The organism is Bacillus sp. FJAT-44742 (assembly GCF_002797315.1).
Classification (GTDB): domain Bacteria; phylum Bacillota; class Bacilli; order Bacillales; family Marinococcaceae; genus Thalassorhabdus; species Thalassorhabdus alkalitolerans.
On record NZ_KZ454936.1, the window covers coordinates 3,465,404 to 3,491,283 of the forward strand.

A 25,880-nucleotide genomic window follows, 5' to 3' on the forward strand; every position below is an offset into this window, starting at 1 on the left:
TTCATTCGGTTTTGAGAGGATAACTCTCGTTTTATAAATGATGGGCCTGTAGCTCAGCTGGTTAGAGCGCACGCCTGATAAGCGTGAGGTCGGTGGTTCGAGTCCACTCAGGCCCACCATCATTTACGGGGCCTTAGCTCAGCTGGGAGAGCGCCTGCCTTGCACGCAGGAGGTCAGCGGTTCGATCCCGCTAGGCTCCACCAATTATAAAAGTATGAATCTATCTAAGTGTAAGCTTAGAATAATCTCACTTGCGGTGCCCTCAGGTATCGTTGTTTTTATCACTCTATCTTTAAAAAAGATGGGGAAGTGAAAGATAGGTTTATAGGTTTGATACATCGTTCTTTGAAAACTGGATAACAGAAGAAATAGAGCCAAAAATCACACCGGAGTTTCATGAAAGTGGAACTTTCGAGGCGTGACTTAGAAACAAACCACCTAATAGGTTAAGTTAGAAAGGGCGCACGGTGGATGCCTTGGCACTAGGAGCCGAAGAAGGACGCGACGAACAGCGAAATGCTCCGGGGAGCTGTAAGTAAGCTTTGATCCGGAGATATCCGAATGGGGGAACCCCCTATCCGTAATGGGATAGGATCTGCACCTGAATCCATAGGGTGTAAGAAGGCAGACCTGGGGAACTGAAACATCTTAGTACCCAGAGGAAGAGAAAGCAAATGCGATTTCCTGAGTAGCGGCGAGCGAAACGGAAACAGCCCAAACCAGGGTGCTTGCACCCTGGGGTTGTAGGACACTCCATTGGAGTTACAAAGAAACGAAGTAGGCGAAGCGGTCTGGAACGACCTGCGAGACAAGGTAAGAGCCCTGTAGCCGAAACTTCGTTTCCTCCGGAGTGGATCCTGAGTACGGCGGGGCACGTGAAACCCCGTCGGAATCCGGGAGGACCATCTCCCAAGGCTAAATACTCCCTAGTGACCGATAGTGAACCAGTACCGTGAGGGAAAGGTGAAAAGCACCCCGGAAGGGGAGTGAAAGAGATCCTGAAACCGTGTGCTTACAAGTAGTCGGAGCCCGTTAATGGGTGACGGCGTGCCTTTTGTAGAATGAACCGGCGAGTTACGATCCCGTGCAAGGTTAAGCTGAAGAGGCGGAGCCGCAGCGAAAGCGAGTCTGAACAGGGCGCCATAGTACGTGGTCGTAGACCCGAAACCGTGTGATCTACCCATGTCCAGGGTGAAGACAGGGTAACACCTGTTGGAGGCCCGAACCCACGCAAGTTGAAAATTGCGGGGATGAGGTGTGGGTAGCGGTGAAATGCCAATCGAACTCGGAGATAGCTGGTTCTCCCCGAAATAGCTTTAGGGCTAGCCTCGAGTTAGAGTCCTGGAGGTAGAGCACTGATTGGACTAGGGGTCCCTACAGGATTACCGAATTCAGTCAAACTCCGAATGCCAGAGACTTATTTCTCGGGAGTCAGACTGCGAGTGCTAAGATCCGTAGTCAAGAGGGAAACAGCCCAGATCACCAGCTAAGGTCCCCAAGTATACGTTAAGTGGAAAAGGATGTGGAGTTGCTTAGACAACTAGGATGTTGGCTTAGAAGCAGCCATCATTGAAAGAGTGCGTAATAGCTCACTAGTCGAGTGACTCTGCGCCGAAAATGTACCGGGGCTAAACGTATCACCGAAGCTGTGAATGAACACCATCAGGTGTTCGTGGTAGGGGAGCGTTCAAAGGGCTGAGAAGCTGGATCGTGAGGACCAGTGGAGCGCTTTGAAGTGAGAATGCCGGTATGAGTAACGAAAAGAAGGGTGAGAATCCCTTCCGTCGAAAACCTAAGGTTTCCTGAGGAAGGTTCGTCCGCTCAGGGTTAGTCGGGTCCTAAGCCGAGGCTGAAAAGCGTAGGCGATGGGAAACAGGTTGAAATTCCTGTACCACCTCCTCACCATTTGAGTAATGGGGGGACGCAGAAAGGTAGGGTAAGCGCGCTGTTGGATATGCGCGTCCAAGCAGGTAGGCTGAGAAGCAGGCAAATCCGCTTCTTGTAAGGCTGAGCTGTGATGGCGAGGGAAATCATAGTACCGAAGTTCCTGATCCTACACTGCCAAGAAAAGCCTCTAGCGAGGTGAGAGGTGCCCGTACCGCAAACCGACACAGGTAGGTGGGATGAGAATTCTAAGACGCTCGGGAGAACTCTCGTTAAGGAACTCGGCAAAATGACCCCGTAACTTCGGGAGAAGGGGTGCTCTCTAGGGTGTTAAAGCCCCGGAGAGCCGCAGTGAAAAGGCCCAAGCGACTGTTTATCAAAAACACAGGTCTCTGCGAAGCCGCAAGGCGAAGTATAGGGGCTGACACCTGCCCGGTGCTGGAAGGTTAAGAGGAGAGGTTATCCCCTTCGGGGAGAAGCTTCGAATTGAAGCCCCAGTAAACGGCGGCCGTAACTATAACGGTCCTAAGGTAGCGAAATTCCTTGTCGGGTAAGTTCCGACCCGCACGAAAGGTGCAACGACTTGGGCACTGTCTCAACGAGAGACCCGGTGAAATTATATTACCTGTGAAGATGCAGGTTACCCGCGACAGGACGGAAAGACCCCATGGAGCTTTACTGTAGCTTGATATTGGATTTTGGTACAGCTTGTACAGGATAGGTAGGAGCCTTGGAAACCGGACCGCCAGGTTCGGTGGAGGCGCTGGTGGGATACTACCCTGGCTGTACTGAAATTCTAACCTCGGACCGTGATCCGGTTCAGGGACAGTGTCAGGTGGGCAGTTTGACTGGGGCGGTCGCCTCCTAAACAGTAACGGAGGCGCCCAAAGGTTCCCTCAGAATGGTTGGAAATCATTCGAAGAGTGCAAAGGCAAAAGGGAGCTTGACTGCGAGACCTACAAGTCGAGCAGGGACGAAAGTCGGGCTTAGTGATCCGGCGGTACCGTATGGAAGGGCCGTCGCTCAACGGATAAAAGCTACCCTGGGGATAACAGGCTAATCTCTCCCAAGAGTTCACATCGACGGGGAGGTTTGGCACCTCGATGTCGGCTCGTCGCATCCTGGGGCTGAAGTAGGTCCCAAGGGTTGGGCTGTTCGCCCATTAAAGCGGCACGCGAGCTGGGTTCAGAACGTCGTGAGACAGTTCGGTCCCTATCCGTCGCGGGCGCAGGAAATTTGAGAGGAGCTGTCCTTAGTACGAGAGGACCGGGATGGACACACCGCTGGTGTACCAGTTGTTCCGCCAGGAGCATAGCTGGGTAGCTACGTGTGGACGGGATAAGTGCTGAAAGCATCTAAGCATGAAGCCCCCCTCAAGATGAGATTTCCCATAGCGCCAAGCTAGTAAGACCCCTTGAAGATGACAAGGTTGATAGGTCTGAGGTGGACGCGTGGCGACACGTGAAGCTGACAGATACTAATCGGTCGAGGGCTTATCCTAACACAAATAGGTGGGCGCCTCGGTGATATACTCTATTTCTTCTCTGTTATTCAGTTTTGAGAGAACGATGTTCTCTATGTCTGGTGACGATAGCGAAGAGGTCACACCCGTTCCCATGCCGAACACGGAAGTTAAGCTCTTCAGCGCCGATGATAATTGGGGGGCAACTCCCTGTGAAAGTAGGACGCTGCCAGGCAAACTCTGAAAGCACCCACAACATGGGTGCTTTTTTTTGTGTTCTTTTATCTGGGGGTGAATTGCTGATATCTCCTTTCGAGTTTACCTCCATTTCTCTTCCTTGTCTCTCAAAGAGAAGATAATCAATATTATCTTCTTTCGAGGTTTTGGAACTAATTACAAAATGAAAGAAGAAGGAATTATGTAATGCAAAGAGGAAAAGATGTAGGAACCTGAAAATAGGTTTAAAGATAAACACAAAGAGAAATAGGTTTGGTGTGCCTTGGCAAAGAGGGGGGGAGGGAGTAAATGGAAGCTGAATGGCTCAACAATGATTATGTAGTTATGAGCTTGCGCTTATTATTTGCTGCAAGTCTCGCTGGTTTAGTAGGACTGGAAAGAGAGCAAAAACATAGAAATGCAGGCTTTCGGACTCACCTTTTAGTAGGAGTTGGCTCTGCTCTTGTTATGTTATTGGCGTTATTTGGATTTCAGCCATATATGGAAGAAAATCCTGAACTGGTTACTTTTGACCCTTCCCGTTTGGCTTCTTATGTAATAAGCGGAATAGGGTTTCTTGGAGCGGGCACAATTATTGTCCAAGGTGCTTCAGTCAGGGGATTAACAACGGCTGCTTCCATTTGGGTGGTTGCAGGAATAGGTTTGGCCGCAGGCTCAGGAATGTATTTTGCTGCGTTACTAACCACAGGAATCGTCATTATCAGCTTGCGTTACCTTTCAAAAGTAGACCGTTTTTTTAAGAAGCCTTCACAATTTGAAATTATATATCTGCAGGCAAACCGAAAGGAAAACAAGCTGTCACAAGTCATATATTCGTTAGAAATGCTGGACGTTGAGATAAACAAAATAAACATGGAAGAGGTGACAGGAGACGAAACAGCCCTATTGGCGTATAAAATTGAAATAGAACGAAAAAACGAGGTTCATCAAGCTCATGTTTACGAAGCAATTCAAGAATGTGACGGCATACATGAGCTAAGAATAGAAAAAGCATGAGAATGAAAGAGCTCCTTTTTTGGGCATAATAAAGAGGGGTTCTACTTGCATTTTCAAATTATTTGTACTATATTTATAGTCAAATATAGTCAAGGTCAATATCGAGCCAGGGAGAAGGGAGGTCACTGGGATGCGGAATATATCAGACATAATTGAACAGTATTTAAAAGCTGTCCTCACCCAAAGTGACCAGGATCTAATTGAAATTAAAAGAAGTGAATTAGCAAAGCGATTTGACTGCGTGCCTTCCCAGATTAATTACGTCATCGGGACTCGCTTTACTGTAGAAAAAGGCTATATTGTCGAAAGCAAACGCGGAGGCGGCGGATACATCCGGATCATTAAGGTGAAGCCTGCCGACCATGCTGAACTGTGCGACCAAATTATTGATTTGATCGGAAAAGGAATTGACCAGGGATCTGCCGAAAGTATAGTTAAGCGTTTGTACGAGGAAGAAGCCATCACAAAACGAGAGGCTAACTTAATGATATCAGCCTTACAACGTGAGGTGCTGGCATTATCCCAATCGGTCCAGCGCGACCTTTTGCGGGCAAATATTTTAAAGGCTATGCTGAAAAGCTTGAAATATAGAGAGTAAGGCGCCAAAACGGGGAGGAGGAATGGAGATGCTCTGTCAGGAATGCCAGGAAAGAACAGCCTCACTTCACTTTACGAATATTATAAATGGGAAAAAAACCGAGGTTCATCTCTGTGATCAGTGTGCAAAAGAAAAAGGAGAATCAATGTATGTACCGAATTACTCTATTCAGGACCTGTTATCGGGTCTGCTGAATTTTGAGCCTCCTAAGTCTTCAAGTTCATCCACTCAAACCCGGCGTCCAAGACAGCTGGTTTGTAATAAGTGCGGCATGAATTATGAAACCTTTGCCAAAAAAGGCAGATTTGGTTGTTCCTATTGTTACCAGGCGTTTGATAAAAAGCTTGACCCTATCTTTAAAAGAGTACACAGTGGCAATCATTTGCATTCAGGGAAGGTTCCCAAACGAATTGGCGGCCGCTTAAAACTCAGCAGGCAAATAGATGATCTGAGGGAAAAGATGCGCCAGTATATAGCTAGTGAGGAGTTTGAAGAAGCAGCAGAGATCCGGGATCAAATACGGGAACTTGAAAAAAGCATTCAAGATAAAGGGGAGGGGGAATGATGTCGCTTCAGCGTTTTTTTTCAGAAGCCATCAGTCCTTGGATGAAAAATCAAAAGGGCCCTGATGCAGATATAGTATTAAGCACGAGACTTCGATTGGCGAGAAACCTGGAAGATTATCCTTTTCCTATTATCGCCAACGAAGATTCTGCAAGAACACTGCTGAACTATTTATCTTCTGAGCTTGGAAAAGAGGGGTACAGTTCCTTAGGTGAACTTGAACTTCTTAAAATGGAAGACTTATCGAGCAATGAAAAGAAGGTGCTGGTTGAAAAACATCTTATCAGCCCTCATTTAGCGGAAAGCTCGATCCATGGAGCCGTCATGCTGAGTGAAGATGAATCCATTAGTATTATGATTAATGAAGAAGATCATTTGCGTCTTCAATGCTTATTTCCAGGCTTTCAGTTAAGTGAAGGTCTAGTCCTTTCTGGAGGATTGGACGACTGGGTAGAAGAAAAGGTTACCTATGCATTTGATGAAAAAAGGGGTTATCTTACAAGCTGCCCTACGAATGTAGGCACAGGGATGAGAGCTTCTGTAATGATGCATTTACCTGCGTTGGTAATGACTAAACAGTTAAACAGGATATTGCCGGCTATTAACCAGCTCGGCCTTGTCGTAAGAGGAATTTACGGAGAAGGCAGCGAAGCTTTAGGTAATCTTTTTCAAATATCAAACCAAATGACATTAGGAAAGTCTGAAGAGGATATAGTCGAAGACCTGAGGGGAGTGGTCATGCAGGTCATACAGCATGAAAGAACAGCCAGAGAGAGACTGTTTCAATCTTCGCGGGTTCAAATAGAAGATAAGGTGTTCCGCTCTTACGGCATCCTTAGTAACAGCAGAATCATAGAATCCAAGGAAGCAGCAAAACGGTTGTCTGATTTGCGTTTAGGGATAGACCTGGATTTAATTGAAGGAATAACGGGTAATATTCTTAATGAACTCATGATTCTGACACAGCCTGGTTTCCTGCAGCAGTTTGCAGGAGAGACTCTCTCAGCCAATGAACGGGACATCCGCAGAGCTACTTTGATTCGTGAACGACTAAAATTAGAAGAAACAAATGATTAGTACTTAAAATGGAGGTGTCCGTATCATGATGTTTGGACGATTTACAGAACGCGCTCAAAAAGTACTTGCACTTGCACAAGAAGAAGCTATCCGACTTGGACACAATAATATTGGAACAGAGCATATTCTGCTTGGTTTATGCCGAGAAGGAGAAGGAATTGCAGCGAAAGCCCTGCAAGCCCTAAATCTTGGCTCAGAACAAATCCAAAAAGAAGTGGAAGCTTTAATAGGAACTGGGCAAGAAGGGTCAAAAACCATTCATTACACTCCACGTGCAAAAAAAGTCATCGAGCTTTCCATGGATGAAGCAAGAAAGCTTGGTCATTCCTATGTAGGAACAGAGCATATCTTGCTTGGTCTTATTCGTGAAGGAGAAGGTGTAGCTGCACGGGTGTTAAATAATTTAGGTGTTAGCTTGAACAAAGCGAGACAGCAGGTGCTTCAACTGCTTGGAAGCAACGAAGCATCAAGCAGCAGCCACCAGCAGCCGTCCGGCGCAAGCTCTGCTAATGCGAATACACCTACCCTGGACAGTCTGGCAAGAGATTTGACTGCGGTAGCGAAAGAAGAAGGATTAGATCCTGTTATCGGACGCAGTAAAGAAATTGAAAGAGTGATCCAGGTATTAAGCCGACGGACGAAGAACAACCCTGTCCTTATTGGTGAGCCTGGAGTAGGGAAGACAGCGATAGCTGAAGGGCTTGCCCAGGCTATTATCTCTAACGAGGTTCCAGAAATTCTTCGTAACAAACGAGTCATGACCCTTGATATGGGTACGGTAGTTGCCGGTACTAAATACCGCGGGGAGTTTGAAGACCGTTTAAAAAAAGTGATGGAAGAGATTCGTCAGGCAAACAACATTATCTTGTTCATTGATGAGCTCCATACCCTGATTGGTGCCGGGGGAGCAGAAGGAGCGATTGATGCCTCGAATATTCTTAAGCCTTCTCTTGCTCGTGGAGAGCTTCAATGTATCGGAGCCACTACGTTGGATGAGTACCGTAAATACATTGAAAAGGATGCTGCTCTTGAGCGGAGGTTCCAGCCAATCCAGGTTGATGAGCCAACATTGGAAGAGTCTACCCAGATTTTAATTGGCCTTCGAGACCGCTATGAAGCTCATCACCGGGTAACAATTACTGATGAAGCGATTCAAGAAGCTGTCAAGCTTTCTGACCGTTATATTCCAGATCGCTTTTTGCCCGATAAAGCTATTGATCTTATTGATGAAGCAGGGTCGAAAGTTCGTTTGCGCTCTTATACTGCCCCTCCTAACTTAAAAGAGCTCGAACAGAAGCTGGAAGAAACCCGCAAGGAAAAAGATGCAGCGGTGCAGAGCCAGGAATTTGAAAAAGCCGCTTCTTTAAGAGACAGTGAACAGCATCTTCGTGAAGAGCTTGAGCAAATGAAAGATGAATGGAAAGAAAAGCAAGGACAAGAAAATACAGAGGTTACAACAGAAGATATTGCCCAGGTAGTGGCCAGCTGGACGGGTATACCTGTTTCCAAGCTTGCTGAAGAAGAAACAGAGCGTCTCCTTCGTATGGAGGAAATCCTTCATAATCGTGTGATCGGTCAGGAGGAAGCGGTTAAAGCGATTTCCAAGGCCGTGCGGAGAGCTCGTGCTGGCTTAAAGGATCCAAAGCGCCCGATTGGTTCATTTATTTTCTTAGGACCAACAGGTGTAGGGAAAACAGAATTAGCTCGTGCTGTAGCAGAGACTTTGTTTGGCGATGAAGACTCAGTTACTCGAATCGACATGTCTGAGTATATGGAAAAGCACTCAACAAGCCGGCTTGTTGGTTCACCTCCAGGATATGTAGGATATGAAGAAGGAGGACAGCTTACCGAGAAGGTTCGCCGTAAGCCATATTCTGTCATTCTTTTGGATGAAATTGAAAAAGCTCATCCAGAAGTATTCAATATCCTTCTTCAAGTATTAGAAGACGGTTTCCTGACAGATTCTAAAGGAAGAAGAGTTGACTTTAGAAACACGGCAATTATTATGACTTCTAACGTAGGAGCAAGCGCCTTAAAACAAAATAAATATGTAGGTTTTGCCACGCAATCTGGTGATGAAGAGCATGCGGATATGAGAGATAAGGTAATGAAAGAATTGAAAAATGCTTTCCGGCCTGAGTTCTTAAACCGTATCGACGAAATTATCGTCTTCCACAGCCTGGAAAAGAAACACATCAAGGAAATTGTTGTCCTGATGGCTGAACAGCTTAGGAAACGACTGGCGGAGTATGGTATCAGCTTTGAGTTAACAGATGTGGCAAAAGACAAGATTTCAGATGAAGGGTACGACCCGGAATATGGAGCTCGTCCGCTTCGCCGGGCGCTTCAAAAGCAAGTGGAAGATCGTTTATCTGAGGAAGTACTTCGAGGAAATATTGAAAAAGGCGGAAAAGCCATCATTGATGTAAAAGATGGAGAGTATATCGTGGTGACGAAGTCAGAGTCAGAAGCTAACGCATAATCACCTTTAAAGCCGGGAGATCCTCTCCCGGCTTTTCTATTACATACTTAGCTCTTGTTCTCATGGAAGGAAAGGGCAAATTAAAACAGGTTCTGGATATAATGGGGGGAGTTTATCTCTCAAGGAATTTTGTGAGGGCGTGGTAAAATAGATTATAGGATACATATAGTAAAGTGAGGGGTAGCTATGGCAAAAATAAAAACCAAGTTTATTTGTCAAGAATGCGGTTATGAATCCAGCAAATGGATGGGGCGTTGCCCAGGCTGTCAAAACTGGAACACGATGGTTGAAGAAATTGAAGACAAGAAAAAGCAAGGAGCTTCCCGGACAGGGTTAGGGAGCGGCACAGACGGCAAAAGGCAAAAGGCCCAGTCCATAACCAAGATTTCAGGCGAAAGAGAAGCGAGAATTAATACTTCTATCATGGAGCTCAATCGCGTACTAGGAGGAGGGATTGTACCAGGATCTCTTGTTTTAGTAGGAGGAGATCCGGGGATCGGAAAGTCTACTCTTCTTCTTCAAATGTCTGCGATCCTGGCAGCTCGGGGTCATAAAGTACTTTATATTTCAGGTGAAGAATCTGTAAAGCAGACAAAGCTTAGGGCAGACAGGTTAACCATTCAAGCTGATAAATTGTTTGTGCTGGCAGAGACAGATATGGAGTATATCGAACGGGCAATTGATGAAGTGGAACCAGACATGGTGGTCATTGACTCTATACAGACCATTCACCAGGCTGAAATCACTTCTGCCCCAGGAAGCGTGTCCCAAGTAAGAGAAACTACCTCATCCTTTATGAGAATTGCAAAAACAAGAGGAATTGCGGTTTTTATTGTTGGACATGTGACAAAGCAGGGAAGCATTGCAGGACCAAAGCTGTTAGAGCACATGGTGGATTCGGTCCTTTACTTTGAAGGAGAGAGACACCATACTTACAGGATTTTAAGAGCAGTAAAGAACCGTTTTGGTTCAACAAACGAGATTGGAATCTTTGAAATGAAAGAGCATGGACTGGTAGAAGTTAAAAACCCATCGGAAATTTTCCTGGAGGAACGCTCTAAAGGAGTGGCCGGATCTATTGTAGCGGCCTCCATGGAGGGCACAAGACCGGTGCTGGTGGAACTGCAAGCCTTGGTTTCCCCATCAAGCTACGCAAATCCAAAGAGAACAGCAACTGGGGTTGATCATAACAGAGTATCTTTATTAATGGCAGTTTTAGAAAAACGAGTCGGACTTTTGCTGCAGAACCAGGATGCGTTTTTAAACGTGGCAGGAGGAGTTAAGCTAGATGAGCCTGCTGTAGACCTGGCGATAGCTATTTGTGTTGCTTCCAGCTTTAGAGACCAGGTTACCAGCCCGACCGACGTCGTAATGGGAGAAGTCGGCCTGACAGGAGAGATCCGCCGCGTATCTCGAATAGAACAGCGAGTCGGTGAAGCAGCTAAACTTGGCTTTAAACGAGCTATTATCCCTCAAAAAAACATGGGAGGCTGGACAGTACCAGAGGGAATTGAAGTTGTAGGGGTTTCTACCTTAGAGGAAGCTATTCAGGTAACCTCTGAAGGAAACCAGAGGCCGTGGTAAACAGGAAGGTAAAATAAGCGGCCAAAAGCTTTAATGCCGTACGCACAAAAGGAAAAGGGAAGAAGAGGGAGGCTGCAGCATGACTGACAAAAAGAAAAACAATGTAATGGAAAACGTCTTGCACTATGTTGCTCCCGGCACACCCCTGCGAGAAGGAATAGATAATGTTCTTCGGGCAAAAACAGGCGGACTTATTGTGTTAGGGTACACCGACGAAATGAAGTCAATTGTCGATGGCGGTTTTTATATTAATTGTGAGTTTTCACCTGCTTATCTGTATGAGCTGGCGAAAATGGATGGAGCAATTATTTTAAGTCAGGACGGCAAAAAAATTCTATATGCAAATACACAGCTTGTACCAGATAACGGTATTACTTCAACTGAAACAGGGATTCGGCACAGAACGGCTGAACGTGTCGCAAGGCAGACAGGCGGGCTGGTAATTTCCATTTCTCAGCGGCGACATGTTATCACCTTGTATAAAGGGTATGAAAGGTATTCATTAAGAGATATGGGCATGATTTTAACAAAAGCTAACCAGGCAATTCAAACATTAGAGAAGTATAAAGTGGTGTTAGATCAAAGCATAACAAACTTAGGGGCTTTAGAGTTTGAAGAGCTTGTTACCTTTCAGGATGTATCCCAGGTTATTCACCGTGTTGAAATGGTTCTTCGCATAAAAAACGAAATACTTAACTACATTAGTGAACTTGGAAATGAAGGTCGCTTAATTACAATGCAGCTAAACGAGTTAGTTTCCAACATAGAAGAAGAGGCTGTGTACCTAATTAAGGATTACGTCAAAAATGAGACTTTAATCGCAAAGGATATATTGAAGGAAATGCAGAAACTTTCAAACGAAGAACTTCTTGATGATTCCATCATCTTTAAGCTTCTTGGTTATTCCAGGCAGGTCAATCACCAGGAGCATTCTGTTTCTCCCCGCGGTTACCGTATCCTTCATAAAATTCCGAGGCTCCCTGCTTCTATTATTGAAAACCTTGTAAAAGAGTTCGACGGGGTAAACAAAATCATGGTTTCCTCTATTGCAGAACTAGATGAGGTAGAGGGAATTGGTGAAGCCAGGGCCAGAAAAATAAAAGAAGGGCTAAACAGGATACAAGAGCAGTTGTTTATAGACCGCCATATTTAAACAGAAGTGAAAAGGGGAGTGTTGTGGCTTGACTTCTTCTGATTGGTAAAGATATAATGAAATGTTTGAAATTGACAATTGTGTTAGATTTTATTACGATGAAAGAGCAGTTCCTTTACATTCTGTAAGTTCGTGTGAAATTGAGTTTCATAGGTTTCAAAAAAGGAGATTTGTCTATAATAAGGAAAGGGAGGTGAACCAAAAATGTTAAGATGGATTGTACAGTTGTTCTTTATACTTGTTGGCGGCGCACTAGGTTTTTTATTTATTCCTGAACTTATATCTTTTCTTACAACTGATGCGCCTGCTTGGTTAGAAAGTCCTTACGCAGGAGCTGTTCTCGGTGCTTTGATTTTATATCTTCTGACATTTTGGCTGGCTGATTATATCGTGAATGTTATGCGTTTGATGGAAGAAACGATTGTAAAGGCCCCTGTAACAGATGTGTTATTTGGAACAACAGGTCTCGCATTTGGTTTGATTGTGGCGTATTTGATTATCATTCCTTTAAATACTATTCAAATTCCAGTACTGACGACGGTGCTTCCTATTTTCATCTCGTTCTTTCTGGGTTATTTTGGCTTCCAGGTAGGTTTTAAAAAGAAAGAGGAACTTATTAATCTGTTTACTGCCTCCAAAGCGACAGCTAAGGAAAAAAGAAAAGAGGATTCAGAAGAACAGCCGAATGACCTCTCAAAAGTTAAGATCCTGGATACCAGTGTGATCATTGATGGCAGAATCGCAGACATATGCCAAACTGGCTTCTTGGAAGGCGTGTTAGTGATTCCTGAATTTGTGCTGGAGGAGCTTCAGCATATTGCTGACTCTTCTGACGTATTAAAGAGAAATCGTGGACGCAGGGGACTGGATATCTTGAACAAAATCCAAAAAGAGTTAAGCTCTGAAGTCCATATTTATGAAGGGGATTTTGAAGACATCCAGGAAGTGGACAGCAAGCTTGTGAAGCTTGCGAAAGTTATGAATGGAATGGTTGTTACAAATGATTTTAATTTGAATAAGGTGTGTGAATTCCAAGGAGTCCCTGTTCTTAATATCAATGACCTGGCAAACGCGGTGAAGCCTGTAGTGCTTCCTGGAGAAGAGCTTAATGTTCAAGTGATTAAAGATGGAAAAGAGCAAAATCAGGGTATTGCCTATTTAGATGATGGAACAATGATTGTGGTAGAAAGCGGCCGCAATTATATAGGAAAAACAATAGAAGTAGTGGTTACAAGCGTACTGCAGACTAGCGCCGGCCGCATGATTTTTGCTAAGCCGAAGCTGCTGGAAAAAGCTTTGTGAAGACCTTGACACTGCCTTTTAGTAGACTGACCTGACCAAACAGGCGGATATTAGAAGGGAGTGTTTTTTATTTTAATAAAAGGGCCTGTTTCTGCTATTTCGACTGACATCTGATAAAGCATGAAAAGAAGGGTTTTTGTATGATTCTCGTTTGATTTTCGAGCCTGATCAAGTGTATCATAGAAGAGCCTTAAAATAGACGGAAACAGTGACGGAGAGGTAGTATGGATTATAAAGTAGTGGTCCCGGCAGCCGGCCAGGGCAAACGTATGAAAGCAGAAAAAAACAAGCAATTTATTACTTTAGATGGCGACCCGGTGATAGTTCATACTCTGGCTATATTTGAACAAGATCACTGGTGTAAAGAGATCATCATAGTAGTAAATGAAAAAGAAATAGAGGAAATGAAAGAACTTTTAGACTCTTACCACTTCACCAAGATATCAGAACTTGTTCCTGGAGGGAAAGAACGACAGGACAGCGTGTATAAAGGGTTGAAAGCCTTAGATAATCAAGGGGGCATAACGCTGGTCCATGACGGGGCCAGGCCGTTTGTCAGCATTGAACGGGTACATGAGCTTGTGGAAAAGACAGCATCCACAGGGGCCTCAGTTCTCGGAGTGAAAGTGAAAGACACAGTGAAACGGGGAGCAGAGGGGATAGTAAAGGATACGGTTCCTCGTGAAAATTTGTGGGCCATACAAACACCGCAAGGCTTCCATCATGAGCTTGTTGTCAGGTCCTATGAAGAAGCGCTTGAAAAAAATCACCAGGGGACTGATGATTCCAGCCTTGTTGAGTTTACCGGCCAAGAGGTACATATCGTAGAGGGGGAATACGATAACATTAAATTGACTACCCCCGAGGATTTAGTTATTGCCAAAGCGATTCTTGAGAAAAGGAAGGGAGGAGACAGAGCGTGAGAATAGGACAAGGGTTTGATGTTCATCAATTAGTGGAGGGTCGTCCTTTAATCATTGGTGGTATTGAGATTCCCCACGAAAAAGGTCTTTTAGGTCATTCAGACGCGGACGTACTTTTGCATACGATAGCTGATGCGTGCCTTGGAGCGATTGGTGAAGGCGATATTGGAAAGCATTTCCCGGACACGGATCCAGCGTTTAAGGATGCGGACTCTGCAGAGCTGCTTCAACATGTATATATGCTTGTAAAAAAGCAAGGCTACCAGCTTGGCAACATTGATTGTACGATTATGGCCCAGCGGCCGAAAATGGCTCCTTACATCCAGGAAATGCGAGAGAGAATCGCTGAACTGCTGGAGGGGGATGCTTCCCAAGTGAATGTAAAAGCAACAACTACAGAGAAGCTTGGCTTTACCGGAAGGGAAGAAGGAATTGCTTCCCAGGCCGTAGTATTGCTTGTAAGCAAATAATAAGCTCACTAGAAATAAAGAATAGGTGGAAGGGTGTTAAGTATGTCAAAAGAAGTTAGAGTGCGGTTTGCTCCAAGCCCCACAGGTCATCTTCATATCGGCGGAGCGAGGTCTGCTTTATTTAATTATCTGTTTGCCCGCAGCCAAAACGGCAAGTTTATCTTACGGATAGAGGATACAGACCAGGCGAGAAATTTGGAGACCGCCACAGAGAAGCTGATGGCCAGCTTAAAATGGCTGGGAATTGAATGGGATGAAAGTGTAGATATAGGCGGAGAATATGGTCCTTACCGAAGCATGGAGCGCATGGATATTTATACAAAATATATAGAACAGCTCCTTGAAGAAGGAAAAGCGTATTATTGCTACATGACAGAAGAGGAGCTGGCTGCTGAGCGTGAAGCACAACTCGCTAAAGGCCAGGCACCCAAGTACAGTGGCAGGGATCGGAATTTGACCGCCGAACAGCGTAAAGCTTATGAGGAAAAAGGCATTAAGCCGGTTATTCGCTTTCTCGTGAAGGAAGGAGAAAAAGTGGTGATAGATGATGCTGTCCGCGGGGAAGTAACTTTTGAAACGGACGGAATTGGCGACTTCGTTATTGCCAGGGGCGATGGTGTGCCGACATATAACTTTGCCGTGGTAGTCGATGACCACTTGATGAAAATTTCACACGTTATTCGGGCTGAAGAACATTTGTCCAATGCTCCTCGCCAGGCTCTTGTATTTGAAGCGTTTGGCTGGGAAAAGCCGAAGTTTGCTCATGCTTCTCTCATCCTTAACCCAGATCGTCAGAAGATGAGTAAGCGGGACGAATCAATCATGCAGTTTGTCGAGCAGTATAAGAACCTCGGTTATTTGCCGGAAGCGATAGTTAATTTCCTGGCACTTCTTGGCTGGTCTCCGGTAGGAGAAGAAGAGATTTTTACAATGGATGAGCTTATTGAACAGTTTTCTCTTGAACGTGTATCAAAGGCACCGGCTGTTTTTGATACAGACAAGCTTGCCTGGATGAACAATCAGTATGTAAAAGAAGCGGATACAGAGCGGCTCACGGACCTGGCTGTTCCTCACTTTCAGGAAGCGGGAAAGCTCCCTGAATCACTAGATACAGAACAACGAGAGTGGGTAAAAAAGCTGGTCTCTCTTTACCAGGAACAAATGCATTATGCTGCAGAAATTGTAGAATTGACAGATCTGTTCTTTAAAACAGAAATCGAGTATAATGAAGATGCGAAGGAGGTACTTGCTGAAGAGCAGGTGCCGGAAGTTATGAAACAGTTTTCTGAGGAAATAGATGCCTTAGAAGGATTTGAACCAGCAGATGTGAAGAAGGCAGTGAAGGCAACACAGAAAGCAACCGGACAAAAAGGGAAGAAGCTGTTTATGCCAATTCGTGTAGCGGTTACTGGTCAGACACATGGGCCGGAGCTGCCCCATGCAATCTCATTGCTTGGGCCTGATGTTGTGAAAGCCCGTCTAAGACAAGCTGTTAATCAATAGAAATAAACTAAAGCTGAATATAGAGAAAACGTTGATAAGGATAAGTAAGGAAGCTGCCCTCCTAAACAGAGACGATCACCTTGGCTGAAAGTGGTCGTAGGAAGAGTTTCCTGAACATGCACCTTAGAGTCCCTGGCTGAAGAGTAAGTATGCTGGGGCGGCTTAAGCCGTTAACTGATGAAGGGAAGGATCTATATTTCTCTGATCCTTAAGCAGAGTGGAACCGCGCTTATGTAAGCGTCTCTGTGCCAATGGCACAGGGCGCTTTTTTTCGTGCCAAAGAGTAACGGGGAAAAAGTCTTTGGAATGTACGAGGGCACGGCATATTAATGGGAAAAAGAGGGAGAAACTATGTTTAAAACATTTAAAAATGACATTGATGTAGTGTTTGAACAAGACCCGGCAGCGCGGAGCCGGTTTGAAGTTATTATGACTTATTCAGGAGTTCACGCTGTATGGGCTCACCGGGTAGCGCATTTCTTATGGGAGCGCAAGCTTTTCTTTTTAGCTAGGCTTTTGTCTCAATTCAGTCGCTTTATTACCGGAATTGAAATCCATCCGGGGGCAGTAATTGGACAGCGCTTGTTTATTGATCACGGAATGGGTGTTGTCATTGGGGAAACGTGTGAAATAGGTGATAATGTCACCATCTATCAAGGAGTGACCCTTGGGGGTACAGGGAAAGAAAAGGGAAAAAGACACCCGACCATTAAAGACAACGTTCTGATTGCAAGCGGAGCAAAAGTGCTCGGTTCAATGACAATCGGAGAAAATGCCCGGATTGGAGCCGGGTCTGTGGTTTTAAAAGAGGTGCCGGATAACTCAACAGTAGTTGGAATCCCTGGAAAAGTAGTCATTCAAGATGGTGTGAAAGTAGATGAAGATAAAGACGGGCACTTAAATCACCACCTTCTTCCTGATCCTGTTACAGATAGATTTTGTAAGCTGGAAGAAGAATTAGAGGAGCTTCGGCAAGAGGTGAAGGTACTGCGGCAAAAACAAAAGGAAGAACAAAGACAGGGAAGTGAGCAGCGATGACAGTAAGCATTTATAATACGCTAACTAGAAAGAAAGAACCCTTCAAACCGCTGGAAGAAAACAAAGTGAAAATGTATGTCTGCGGTCCAACGGTTTATAACTATATTCATATAGGAAACGCCCGGCCTGCCATTGTCTTTGATATGGTACGTAGGTATCTGGACTACAAAGGATACGAGGTAACATATATCTCTAACTTTACTGATGTCGACGATAAGATTATAAAAGCGGCGAATCAATTGGGAGAAGAGGTACCTGCATTAGCTGAAAAATTTATTGAGGCTTATCATGAGGATACGAAGGCCCTCGGAGTCAAGGAAGCCGATCTTCACCCGCGAGTTACTGACACCATGGAGGACATTATTACTTTCATCACTCTTTTGGAGGATAAAGGGTATGCGTACGAAGCGGAGGGAGACGTTTATTTTAAAACAAAAGCATTTGACAGTTATGGGAAACTTTCAGATCAATCCATTGAAGACCTTCAGCTTGGCTCTCGAATAGAGGTGGGAGAAAGGAAGAAAGATCCTCTCGATTTTGTACTATGGAAAAAAGCGAAAGAGGGGGAAATTTCCTGGGATAGCCCATGGGGAAAGGGGCGTCCTGGGTGGCATATTGAATGTTCTGCAATGGTAAAAAAATACCTTGGTGATACGATAGATATCCACGCAGGAGGACAGGATCTTGCTTTTCCTCATCACGAAAATGAAATTGCACAGTCAGAAGCGCTTACTGGAAAGGCGATGGCTAATTACTGGATGCATAATGGTTATATTAAGGTAGATAATGAAAAAATGTCGAAATCTCTTGGTAACTTTGTACTTGTGCATGACATTATTAAGGAACACCCAGCCGATGTGGTCCGTTTCTTTATGCTGCAGGCACATTACCGTACTCCTATTAATTTCAGCAGTGAATTATTAGAGAGTGCAAAAAGCAGCCTGGACCGCATTAAATCCACGGTCAGCAACCTTGAACACCGCTTTGAAGAAAGTGCAGACGCTGGAGACGAAGAAGAGTGGTTAAAATTGATTGATCAGTACAAAAAGTCTTTTATCAAAGAAATGGATGATGACTTTAATTCCGCCAATGGAATTGCTGTGCTTTTTGATATAGTCAAGGAAGCCAATCGCTGCATGCAGGCTGAGCATTCCTCCAAGAAGGTCCTTGCCGCCTTTAGAGGGATAATCAAAGAAATTGGAGATATTCTTGGCCTGACCGTAGAAGAAGAAAAAGAAATCCTTGATGAAGAGATAGAGGCGTTGATTCAGGACCGTATTCAAGCGAGGAAAAATCGGGATTTTACATTAGCCGACAAGATTCGAGATGATTTAAAGGAGCGGGGAATCATCCTGGAGGACACCCCTCAAGGAACGCGCTGGAAAAGGGAGAGGTAAATGTTGGAAGAGGAACGAACAGAGAAGCAAGTAGATGCCCGGCAGTTAAATGCTTTGGCCCTGGCTTATATGGGGGATGCTATTTACGATGTGTACGTCAGACATCATCTGATCGCCCGCGGAAGAGTGCGCCCCCAGAAGCTTCACCAGACCACCACATCGTATGTTTCCGCAAAGGCACAAGCCCGGGCGGTAAGAAGTCTTTTAGAAAAGCAGGAACTTACAGAGGAAGAAGAGGCAGTGGTGAGAAGAGGGAGAAACGCGAAGTCTGGAACTGTGCCGAAAAATACGGATCAAAACACGTACAGGCACAGTACAGCCTTTGAAGCGCTGCTAGGTTTTTTGTACTTCCTGGAACGCAAGGAACGCTTGGAGAGAATTATTTACTATACATTTACCCTCGTGGAAGAAGAACAGGAAAGGAGTGAGAAGTCATGAGTGAGGAGTGGATCACTGGCAAAAACGCTGTCCTGGAAGCTTTACGAGCAGGCAGGCCGATTAATAAAGTGTGGACAGCTGAAGGTGCCGGGAAAGGGCAGATGAAACAAGTGTTTGATCTTGCCAAGGAAAATGGAGTTCTTGTGCAGCCTTCTCCCCGGAAAAAACTTGATGAGCTTGCCGGCAATAACCGTCACCAAGGGGTCGTGGCTTCTGTGGCGGCTTATGAATATGCACAGCTTGAAGATCTTTTTGAGAAAGCGCGGGACAAAGGGGAAGACCCTTTCTTTTTGCTGCTGGATGAAATTGCCGATCCCCACAATTTAGGGTCTATTCTGCGAACCGCAGACGCAGCGGGTGCCCATGGCGTGATCATTCCAAAGCGCAGGTCGGTCGGTTTAACGCAGGCAGTGGCAAAGTCGTCCACTGGAGCGATTGAGCATGTCCCGGTCGTACGGGTAACAAACCTGGCCCGTACCATGGATGAGCTTAAGGAAAAAGGACTGTGGCTTGCAGGGACTGATGCAAAAGGAAAGCAGGATTTCCGTGAATGGGACGGGAATATGCCTGTCGGCCTGGTGATTGGAAGTGAAGGAAAAGGGATGAGCAGGCTTGTAAAAGAAAAGTGCGACTTTCTTCTAAGTATTCCCATGACAGGGCATGTCACATCGCTAAATGCGTCGGTAGCAGCCAGCTTGTTAATGTTTGAAGTACTGAGAAAACGGAAGCCGATTGGACAAGGGTAAAATGGAAATGAAGGATGTCTTGCTTGTAGATGGCTACAACATTATCGGGGACTGGCCGGAGTTAAAAGAATTAAGGGAAAAGGACCTTGCCCAGGCCCGGGACTTGTTAATTGAAAAAATGGCTGAGTACCAAGCTTTCAAGGGGTGGGAGGTTAAGGTCATTTTTGATGCTCACATGGTTCCCGGCGTGGGAAAGAAGTACCTAAACTACCGGATTGATGTAGTGTACACAAGAGAAAATGAAACAGCAGATGAAAGAATTGAAAAGCTTGTAAGAGAAATTAAAAATGTAGAAACGCGAGTACATGTCGCCACTTCAGACTATGCGGAGCAGTCTTTGATTTTTGGAAGCGGGGCCCTGCGTAAGTCAGCCCGGGAGCTTCGCATAGAAATGGAGCTGGTGGAGGAAGGGATTTCTCGACAAGTACAAGAGACAAAAGAGCGTCGAATTGAGACGAAATTGCCCATATCAAAAGAAATTGCTGAAATTTTTGACAAATGGCGTCGAGAAGGCCGATGAGTAGTTGACGCTAGGTTTCACGGTGATTTATAATTATTTCTAGAAATATACAATCAGTCGAGGCGGGGGGATTGTATTGGGCACAGACCTCAAAGATGCTAAGCAGCACCATTTCAATAAGGCTGAAGATGAAGCACTAGTGGCAAGGGTTCGTAATGGAGACACAGCAGCACTTGAGTTTTTAATTAATAAATATAAGAACTTTGTGCGCGCAAAAGCTAGATCCTATTTTCTCATCGGGGCCGATCATGAGGACATTGTTCAAGAAGGTATGATTGGGCTTTATAAGTCGATACGCGATTTTAAAGGAGACAAGCTTTCCTCCTTTAGAGCTTTTGCTGAACTATGTATTACCAGGCAAATTATTACTGCAATCAAAACGGCAACACGGCAGAAACACATGCCGCTTAATTCTTATGTTTCCTTGGACAAGCCCCTTTATGATGATGAATCAGATCGAACATTGCTGGATGTCATATGCGGATCTCGTGTAAGTGACCCGGAAGAGCTGATAATTAATCAGGAAGAGTTTGACGACATCGAACTGAAAATGAGTGAAATATTAAGTGACCTGGAACAGAAGGTACTTAGGCTTTATCTGGATGGAAGATCCTATCAAGAAATCTCGGCTGACTTAAACAGACACGTGAAATCAATTGACAACGCTTTACAAAGAGTCAAACGAAAGCTTGAAAGATACATGGAAGTAAAGGGCGTAAGTTTATAAGTGTAAAGGAAAATCGTCTACCATTTATTTTCGAAATATTCATAACTGAAAAACAAGGCATGCTTATCCAGTGATAGCTGCCTTGTTTTTTTGAGGGCGAAATTCGGCCCTTTCCTCCAGCCGATTGACAGTGAAATTCCTGTATGATATGGTGATTAAGCGCATGCATATGACGAAGTGTTAGCTTACTTAGGAGGTGCTCAATGCGGAGGAAAGTGGTACTCTCATGTGGACAGTGTTTTGCCAGAAACTATACAACTGAAAAGAAGCAGACAGAGACCGGCCGCATTGAGGTGAAGAAGTTTTGCAAACAGTGTAATATGCATAGCCTTCATCGTGAGACAAAGTAATCTGCGGTTGTTTTTTTATTTTATAAATACACTGTTTGAAGGCAAGGAATGAACAGCCAGGCCGAAAGGCGGTTTTTTCATAAATAGCCAGGGATAATCTCCTCCAATATTGGAGAGGATGGAGCGTAAGAGCTGTGCTTTCTGTTGCAGAGAATCTTAAACCGGTGAAGGTTCGTATAGAGATAGTTTCATTGACATGTAGGTTTAGGAGGCTCATAAGCTTTGGAGGTGGCACTTATGGCGAGCGGCGTAAAAAATACGGGGAAGTTTTTACGGGATGTAGGCAGGGAAATGAAGCGGGTTACCTGGCCCACTCGTAAAGAGTTAATAAAATATACCGGTGTGGTTCTTGCAACGGTTTTCTTTATTTCAATTTTCTTCGCCGTGGTAGACTTAGGATTGTCTACCCTTGTTCGTACATTCTTGGATTAATAGCTGAACTGACCCCTGTTAGTTAGGAGGGAAGGACATACCGTCCACTTGAACATGGAGAAAAATTGGTTTGTAGTACACACATATTCTGGATATGAAAACAAAGTAAAAACGAACCTGGAAAAAAGGGTAGAGTCCATGGAGATGACCGATAAGATTTTCCGCGTACTTGTTCCGGTTGAAGAAGAAACGGAAGTAAAAAACGGAAAAAGCAAAGCGGTCACTCGCAAGGTTTTTCCAGGATACGTCATTGTAGAAATGGTGATGACAGATGACTCCTGGTATGTAGTTCGCAACACCCCGGGGGTAACTGGATTCGTAGGCTCTGCAGGAGCAGGCTCCAAGCCGACTCCTTTGCTTCCTGATGAAGTAGATAACATTTTGAAGCAAATGGGTGTGGATGCTCCGAAGGCAGAGGTGGACTTTGACCTTAAAGAAACAGTGAAGGTGAAAGAAGGACCGTTTGCTGACTTTACCGGCACCATTGAAGATATTAATACAGAAAAGCAAAAAGTAAAGGTTCATGTCAATATGTTTGGCAGGGAGACTCCTGTGGAGCTGGAGTTTCATCAGGTTGAAAAGATTTAAATTTGGACTTGCAGTTCCTCTCGTGAAGTGATAAGATTTTTAATGTTTGAAATAAGCTTCAACAAACGAACTTGTGATATCAAGTTCGTTTTCGAGTGGGAGGGCTCTTGCCCGAGAAACCACATCACGGACTAAGGAGGTGTGTCGCGTGGCTAAAAAAGTCGAGAAAGTCGTTAAATTGCAGATTCCTGCAGGGAAAGCGAATCCGGCTCCGCCAGTAGGACCGGCACTAGGACAAGCTGGAGTAAATATCATGGGATTCTGTAAGGAATTCAATGCTCGTACTGCTGATCAAGCAGGAATGATCATTCCTGTAGAAATTAGTGTATATGAAGATCGTTCGTTTACTTTCATCACGAAAACCCCACCCGCTGCTGTTCTTCTAAAGAAAGCTGCTGGAGTGGAAAGCGGTTCTGGTGAACCTAACAAGAACAAAGTAGCAACGATTAAGCGTGATAAAGTACGTGAAATTGCTGAGACAAAGATGCCAGATCTTAACGCAGCTGACATTGATGCAGCTATGCTTATGGTTGAAGGTACAGCAAGAAGCATGGGCATTGTAGTCGAAGACTAATTGCCGTTGCCTGATTAAGGGTTGCGAGATCCCGTCTAGATGACTGGACGACGCAACCTTTATTAGTGGGAGGTATAACCGCTAAAACCACAACGAGGAGGAAATGAAATTGGCTAAAAGAGGTAAAAAGTATCAAGATGCTGTAAAGCTTATTGATCGTGAACAAGCATATAATGCCGAAGAAGCTATTGAGCTAGTGAAAAAGACTGCTCCTGCTTCTTTTGATGAAACAGTAGAAGTGGCTGTTCGTCTTGGCGTCGACCCAAGGAAAAATGACCAGCAAATCCGCGGAGCAGTTGTTCTTCCGCACGGAACTGGCAGAACTCAGCGTGTCTTGGTTTTTGCTAAAGGTGCAAAAGCGCAAGAGGCAGAAGCTGCTGGAGCAGATTATGTTGGTGAAGATGATCTTGTAAACAAAATCCAACAAGGCTGGTTTGAGTTTGATGTTGTTGTTGCAACACCGGACATGATGGCTCAAGTTGGTAGACTAGGTAAAGTGCTTGGACCTAAAGGTCTAATGCCAAACCCTAAAACCGGTACGGTAACAATGGATGTAGAAAAGGCTGTAGGCGAGATTAAGGCTGGTAAAGTTGAATATCGCACAGATAAGTCTGGTAACATCCACGCTCCAATCGGTAAAATCTCTTTTGATACTGAAAAGCTTCAAGAGAACTTTAACACAGTGATCGAGACGCTGGTAAAAGCTAAGCCTGCCGCTGCTAAAGGAACGTATATGAAGGGCGTAGCCGTTGCTTCTACTATGGGTCCTGGAGTGAAAGTATCTACTTCTACTTTGAACCTAAAATAAGACTTGACGTCTTACTTTGAAATATATATACTGTTAAAGGTATGAAACCTGAAACAAACCAATACGGACGTACCATAGACAGCAGGAGTGCTTGCCGCACTTAAATTTCCTGCCGAGGTAGTTTTCTATAATTCCTAGTGAGAAATCAAATGGGATAATTATGAGAGCAAACCTTCATGTCTATGGACATGAAGGTTTTTTTATTGCATAAGCCCAAAGGGTGAATGAATAGAAGCCTTCACATCGTGTGGTAATAATGTATGAAGACTAGGAGGTGTGACGATGAGCAAAGTAATTGAACAGAAGCAGCAAGTCGTAAGCGAAATCGCTGAAAAGCTTGAAAATAGTGTATCTACAATCCTTGTAGACTACCGTGGACTTGACGTGGCAGAAGCTACTGAACTTCGTAAGCAATTGCGTGAAGCTGGCGTAGATTTCAAAGTGTACAAAAACACAATGGCTCGCCGTGCGACTGAACAAGTAAACCTTACAGAACTTGATGAGCATCTTGTTGGGCCAACTGCTATCGCCACAAGCACAGAAGATGTAGTGGCGCCGGCTAAAGTTCTTAACAATTTTGCTAAAAATCATGAGGCGCTGGAAATTAAAACAGGCGTGATTGAAGGACGTGTAGTAAGCCTTGATGAAATTCAGCAGCTTGCCGACCTACCATCTCACGACGGACTTGTTTCTATGCTACTCAGCGTACTTCAAGCTCCAATGCGCAATTTTGCTTTGGCTACCAAAGCAGTTGCCGACCAAAAGGAAGAAGAAGGCGCATAAGTCGAACGTCGCTGTATAGTGCGTAAAGTACGTAAAAATATAATCAATTATTTTAAGGAGGATTCACAATGAGTAAAGAATCTATCATTGAAGAAATCAAAGAAATGTCCGTTCTTGAATTGAACGATCTTGTAAAAGCAATCGAAGAGGAGTTTGGCGTAACTGCTGCTGCTCCTGTAGCTGTAGCTGGCGGAGGCGGAGAAGCTGCTGAAGCTGAGCAAACTGAATTTGACGTAGTTCTTGAGTCCGCTGGCGGATCTAAGATCAACGTAATCAAAGTCGTACGTGAAATCACTGGACTTGGCTTGAAAGAAGCTAAAGCTCTAGTTGATGGCGCTCCAGAGACAATCAAAGAAGGCGTAAGCAAAGAAGACGCTGAAGAAATCAAAGGCAAGCTAGAAGACGCTGGCGCAAGCGTAGAAGTTAAGTAAGGTAACGCAGCAATATCGGCTTCCTCCTAATCTAGGGGGAAGCCTTTTTGTTCAATGTTTTGAAGTTCATCAGTTTCCGGGGGTAGTGGAGAAGAATTTCATTTCAGTTGGGAAAACAAGGCATTTTTTGCTTTCTGTAATTTACTTTTGGTAGGATAGATGGACAGTTCATAAATGAGGAGGCAGGTTATGAAAGATCATTATTATTCTCATAACCCTTCTAGTGAGAGTGAAGAACGAAAGATCGAAACAGTTTTGCGTGGTAATAAGCTAGTGTTCACCACTGACAGAGGAGTGTTCTCAAAAGGAGAAGTGGACTTTGGGACCCAAACCTTGCTTGACGCTTTTGAGTGGCCCGAGGCAGAGGGGGCTATTCTTGATGTGGGTTGCGGATACGGACCTATTGGACTTACTCTTGCTGCTGAAAAGAAAAGAGACGTGTGGATGGTTGATGTAAACCAGAGAGCGCTTGGTCTGGCGAAGAGGAATGCAAAAGACAATCAAATAAACAATGTCACTATAAAAGAGAGTGATTTGCTTGATTCAGTAAAAAAGCAGGACTTCTCGGCAATTGTTACCAATCCCCCGATCAGAGCCGGAAAGAAAGTGGTTCATGAGCTTTTCAAACAAACGTTTAATCACTTGCTGCCTGACGGAGAACTGTGGGTAGTAATTCAAAAAAAGCAAGGAGCGCCTTCTGCTAAGGAAAGACTGGAGGAAATCTTTGAGTCAGTCGAGACTGTGAAAAAAAACAAAGGTTATTATATTTTAAAGGCGAAAAAATAATTGACCATAAGATTGGTTTGTGTTATT

The 25,880-nt window shown here is 44.6% G+C and carries 25 protein-coding genes, 2 tRNA genes, 2 rRNA genes and 2 other annotated features; all 29 genes read left to right on the forward strand.

Features of this window, described 5'->3' with window-relative positions; translation table 11 throughout:
- Positions 1-42: 42 nt before the first annotated feature.
- Positions 43-119, forward strand: a tRNA-Ile gene (locus tag CEF17_RS17065).
- Positions 120-127: 8 nt separating this feature from the next.
- Positions 128-203 (forward strand) — tRNA-Ala (locus tag CEF17_RS17070).
- Positions 204-444: 241 nt separating this feature from the next.
- Positions 445-3,385, forward strand: a 23S ribosomal RNA gene (locus tag CEF17_RS17075).
- Positions 3,386-3,464: 79 nt separating this feature from the next.
- A 5S ribosomal RNA gene (gene rrf / locus CEF17_RS17080) occupies positions 3,465-3,581 on the forward strand.
- Positions 3,582-3,871: 290 nt separating this feature from the next.
- On the forward strand, positions 3,872-4,579 hold the full coding sequence (locus CEF17_RS17085; protein ID WP_100400568.1) for an MgtC/SapB family protein: 708 nt from the start codon (positions 3,872-3,874) through the stop codon (positions 4,577-4,579).
- Between the two features lie 130 nt (positions 4,580-4,709).
- Positions 4,710-5,177 carry a CtsR family transcriptional regulator gene (locus tag CEF17_RS17090; RefSeq protein ID WP_100400569.1) on the forward strand — a complete coding sequence of 156 codons (468 nt, stop codon included), beginning with the start codon at positions 4,710-4,712 and terminating at the stop codon, positions 5,175-5,177.
- A gap of 28 nt (positions 5,178-5,205) precedes the next feature.
- Positions 5,206-5,742 (forward strand): UvrB/UvrC motif-containing protein, encoded by a 537-nt coding sequence (locus tag CEF17_RS17095; RefSeq protein ID WP_054637148.1) that lies wholly within the window; start codon positions 5,206-5,208, stop codon positions 5,740-5,742.
- Positions 5,742-6,818, forward strand: a complete 1,077-nt coding sequence (locus CEF17_RS17100; RefSeq protein WP_100400570.1) for a protein arginine kinase — start codon at positions 5,742-5,744, stop codon at positions 6,816-6,818. The genes CEF17_RS17095 and CEF17_RS17100 overlap by 1 nt, the downstream gene beginning before the upstream one ends.
- Positions 6,819-6,843: 25 nt before the next feature.
- Complete coding sequence (gene clpC, locus CEF17_RS17105; RefSeq protein ID WP_100400571.1) at positions 6,844-9,300, forward strand: ATP-dependent protease ATP-binding subunit ClpC; 2,457 nt, start codon at positions 6,844-6,846, stop codon at positions 9,298-9,300.
- Positions 9,301-9,486: 186 nt separating this feature from the next.
- On the forward strand, positions 9,487-10,884 hold the full coding sequence (gene radA / locus CEF17_RS17110) for a DNA repair protein RadA (RefSeq protein WP_100400572.1): 1,398 nt from the start codon (positions 9,487-9,489) through the stop codon (positions 10,882-10,884).
- Between the two features lie 79 nt (positions 10,885-10,963).
- A complete protein-coding gene (gene disA, locus CEF17_RS17115) occupies positions 10,964-12,037 on the forward strand; it encodes a DNA integrity scanning diadenylate cyclase DisA (RefSeq protein WP_100400573.1) in 1,074 nt (357 codons plus the stop codon).
- A gap of 204 nt (positions 12,038-12,241) precedes the next feature.
- Positions 12,242-13,339, forward strand: coding sequence for a PIN/TRAM domain-containing protein (locus tag CEF17_RS17120; protein WP_100400574.1), 1,098 nt, complete (start codon positions 12,242-12,244; stop codon positions 13,337-13,339).
- A 224-nt stretch (positions 13,340-13,563) separates the two neighbouring features.
- Complete coding sequence (gene ispD / locus CEF17_RS17125; protein WP_100400575.1) at positions 13,564-14,262, forward strand: 2-C-methyl-D-erythritol 4-phosphate cytidylyltransferase; 699 nt, start codon at positions 13,564-13,566, stop codon at positions 14,260-14,262.
- Positions 14,259-14,732: a 2-C-methyl-D-erythritol 2,4-cyclodiphosphate synthase gene (ispF, locus tag CEF17_RS17130; protein WP_100400576.1), complete on the forward strand. Its 474-nt coding sequence runs from the start codon at positions 14,259-14,261 to the stop codon at positions 14,730-14,732. Before ispD ends, ispF begins: the two co-directional genes overlap by 4 nt.
- A gap of 42 nt (positions 14,733-14,774) precedes the next feature.
- Positions 14,775-16,235 carry a glutamate--tRNA ligase gene (gltX, locus tag CEF17_RS17135; protein ID WP_100400577.1) on the forward strand — a complete coding sequence of 487 codons (1,461 nt, stop codon included), beginning with the start codon at positions 14,775-14,777 and terminating at the stop codon, positions 16,233-16,235.
- Positions 16,236-16,257: 22 nt separating this feature from the next.
- Positions 16,258-16,483 (forward strand) — a binding site (T-box leader).
- A 103-nt stretch (positions 16,484-16,586) separates the two neighbouring features.
- Positions 16,587-17,273 carry a serine O-acetyltransferase gene (gene cysE, locus CEF17_RS17140; protein ID WP_100400578.1) on the forward strand — a complete coding sequence of 229 codons (687 nt, stop codon included), beginning with the start codon at positions 16,587-16,589 and terminating at the stop codon, positions 17,271-17,273.
- The gene (gene cysS / locus CEF17_RS17145) at positions 17,270-18,670 is read left to right on the forward strand and encodes a cysteine--tRNA ligase (RefSeq protein WP_100400579.1); all 1,401 of its coding nucleotides are present in this window, start codon (positions 17,270-17,272) and stop codon (positions 18,668-18,670) included. Before cysE ends, cysS begins: the two co-directional genes overlap by 4 nt.
- The gene (locus CEF17_RS17150; protein ID WP_100400580.1) at positions 18,671-19,108 is read left to right on the forward strand and encodes a Mini-ribonuclease 3; all 438 of its coding nucleotides are present in this window, start codon (positions 18,671-18,673) and stop codon (positions 19,106-19,108) included.
- Positions 19,105-19,854, forward strand: a complete 750-nt coding sequence (gene rlmB, locus CEF17_RS17155) for a 23S rRNA (guanosine(2251)-2'-O)-methyltransferase RlmB (protein WP_100400581.1) — start codon at positions 19,105-19,107, stop codon at positions 19,852-19,854. Before CEF17_RS17150 ends, rlmB begins: the two co-directional genes overlap by 4 nt.
- Positions 19,855-19,861: 7 nt before the next feature.
- A complete protein-coding gene (locus CEF17_RS17160; RefSeq protein WP_100400953.1) occupies positions 19,862-20,374 on the forward strand; it encodes an NYN domain-containing protein in 513 nt (170 codons plus the stop codon).
- Between the two features lie 76 nt (positions 20,375-20,450).
- Entirely contained in the window at positions 20,451-21,101 is a 651-nt protein-coding gene (gene sigH, locus CEF17_RS17165; RefSeq protein WP_100400582.1) for an RNA polymerase sporulation sigma factor SigH, read from the forward strand.
- Between the two features lie 203 nt (positions 21,102-21,304).
- On the forward strand, positions 21,305-21,451 hold the full coding sequence (gene rpmG, locus CEF17_RS17170) for a 50S ribosomal protein L33 (protein ID WP_054637142.1): 147 nt from the start codon (positions 21,305-21,307) through the stop codon (positions 21,449-21,451).
- 237 nt (positions 21,452-21,688) lie between these two features.
- A complete protein-coding gene (gene secE / locus CEF17_RS17175) occupies positions 21,689-21,883 on the forward strand; it encodes a preprotein translocase subunit SecE (RefSeq protein ID WP_054637153.1) in 195 nt (64 codons plus the stop codon).
- Between the two features lie 54 nt (positions 21,884-21,937).
- Positions 21,938-22,471, forward strand: a complete 534-nt coding sequence (nusG, locus tag CEF17_RS17180; RefSeq protein ID WP_054637141.1) for a transcription termination/antitermination protein NusG — start codon at positions 21,938-21,940, stop codon at positions 22,469-22,471.
- A gap of 148 nt (positions 22,472-22,619) precedes the next feature.
- A complete protein-coding gene (gene rplK / locus CEF17_RS17185; RefSeq protein WP_054637140.1) occupies positions 22,620-23,045 on the forward strand; it encodes a 50S ribosomal protein L11 in 426 nt (141 codons plus the stop codon).
- Between the two features lie 109 nt (positions 23,046-23,154).
- Positions 23,155-23,853, forward strand: coding sequence for a 50S ribosomal protein L1 (gene rplA, locus CEF17_RS17190; protein ID WP_054637139.1), 699 nt, complete (start codon positions 23,155-23,157; stop codon positions 23,851-23,853).
- 54 nt (positions 23,854-23,907) lie between these two features.
- Positions 23,908-24,063 (forward strand) — a sequence feature (ribosomal protein L10 leader region).
- A gap of 72 nt (positions 24,064-24,135) precedes the next feature.
- A complete protein-coding gene (rplJ, locus tag CEF17_RS17195; protein ID WP_100400583.1) occupies positions 24,136-24,636 on the forward strand; it encodes a 50S ribosomal protein L10 in 501 nt (166 codons plus the stop codon).
- Positions 24,637-24,704: 68 nt separating this feature from the next.
- Positions 24,705-25,067: a 50S ribosomal protein L7/L12 gene (gene rplL, locus CEF17_RS17200; RefSeq protein WP_054637138.1), complete on the forward strand. Its 363-nt coding sequence runs from the start codon at positions 24,705-24,707 to the stop codon at positions 25,065-25,067.
- 189 nt (positions 25,068-25,256) lie between these two features.
- A complete protein-coding gene (locus CEF17_RS17205; protein WP_100400584.1) occupies positions 25,257-25,853 on the forward strand; it encodes a class I SAM-dependent methyltransferase in 597 nt (198 codons plus the stop codon).
- Positions 25,854-25,880: the final 27 nt, after the last annotated feature.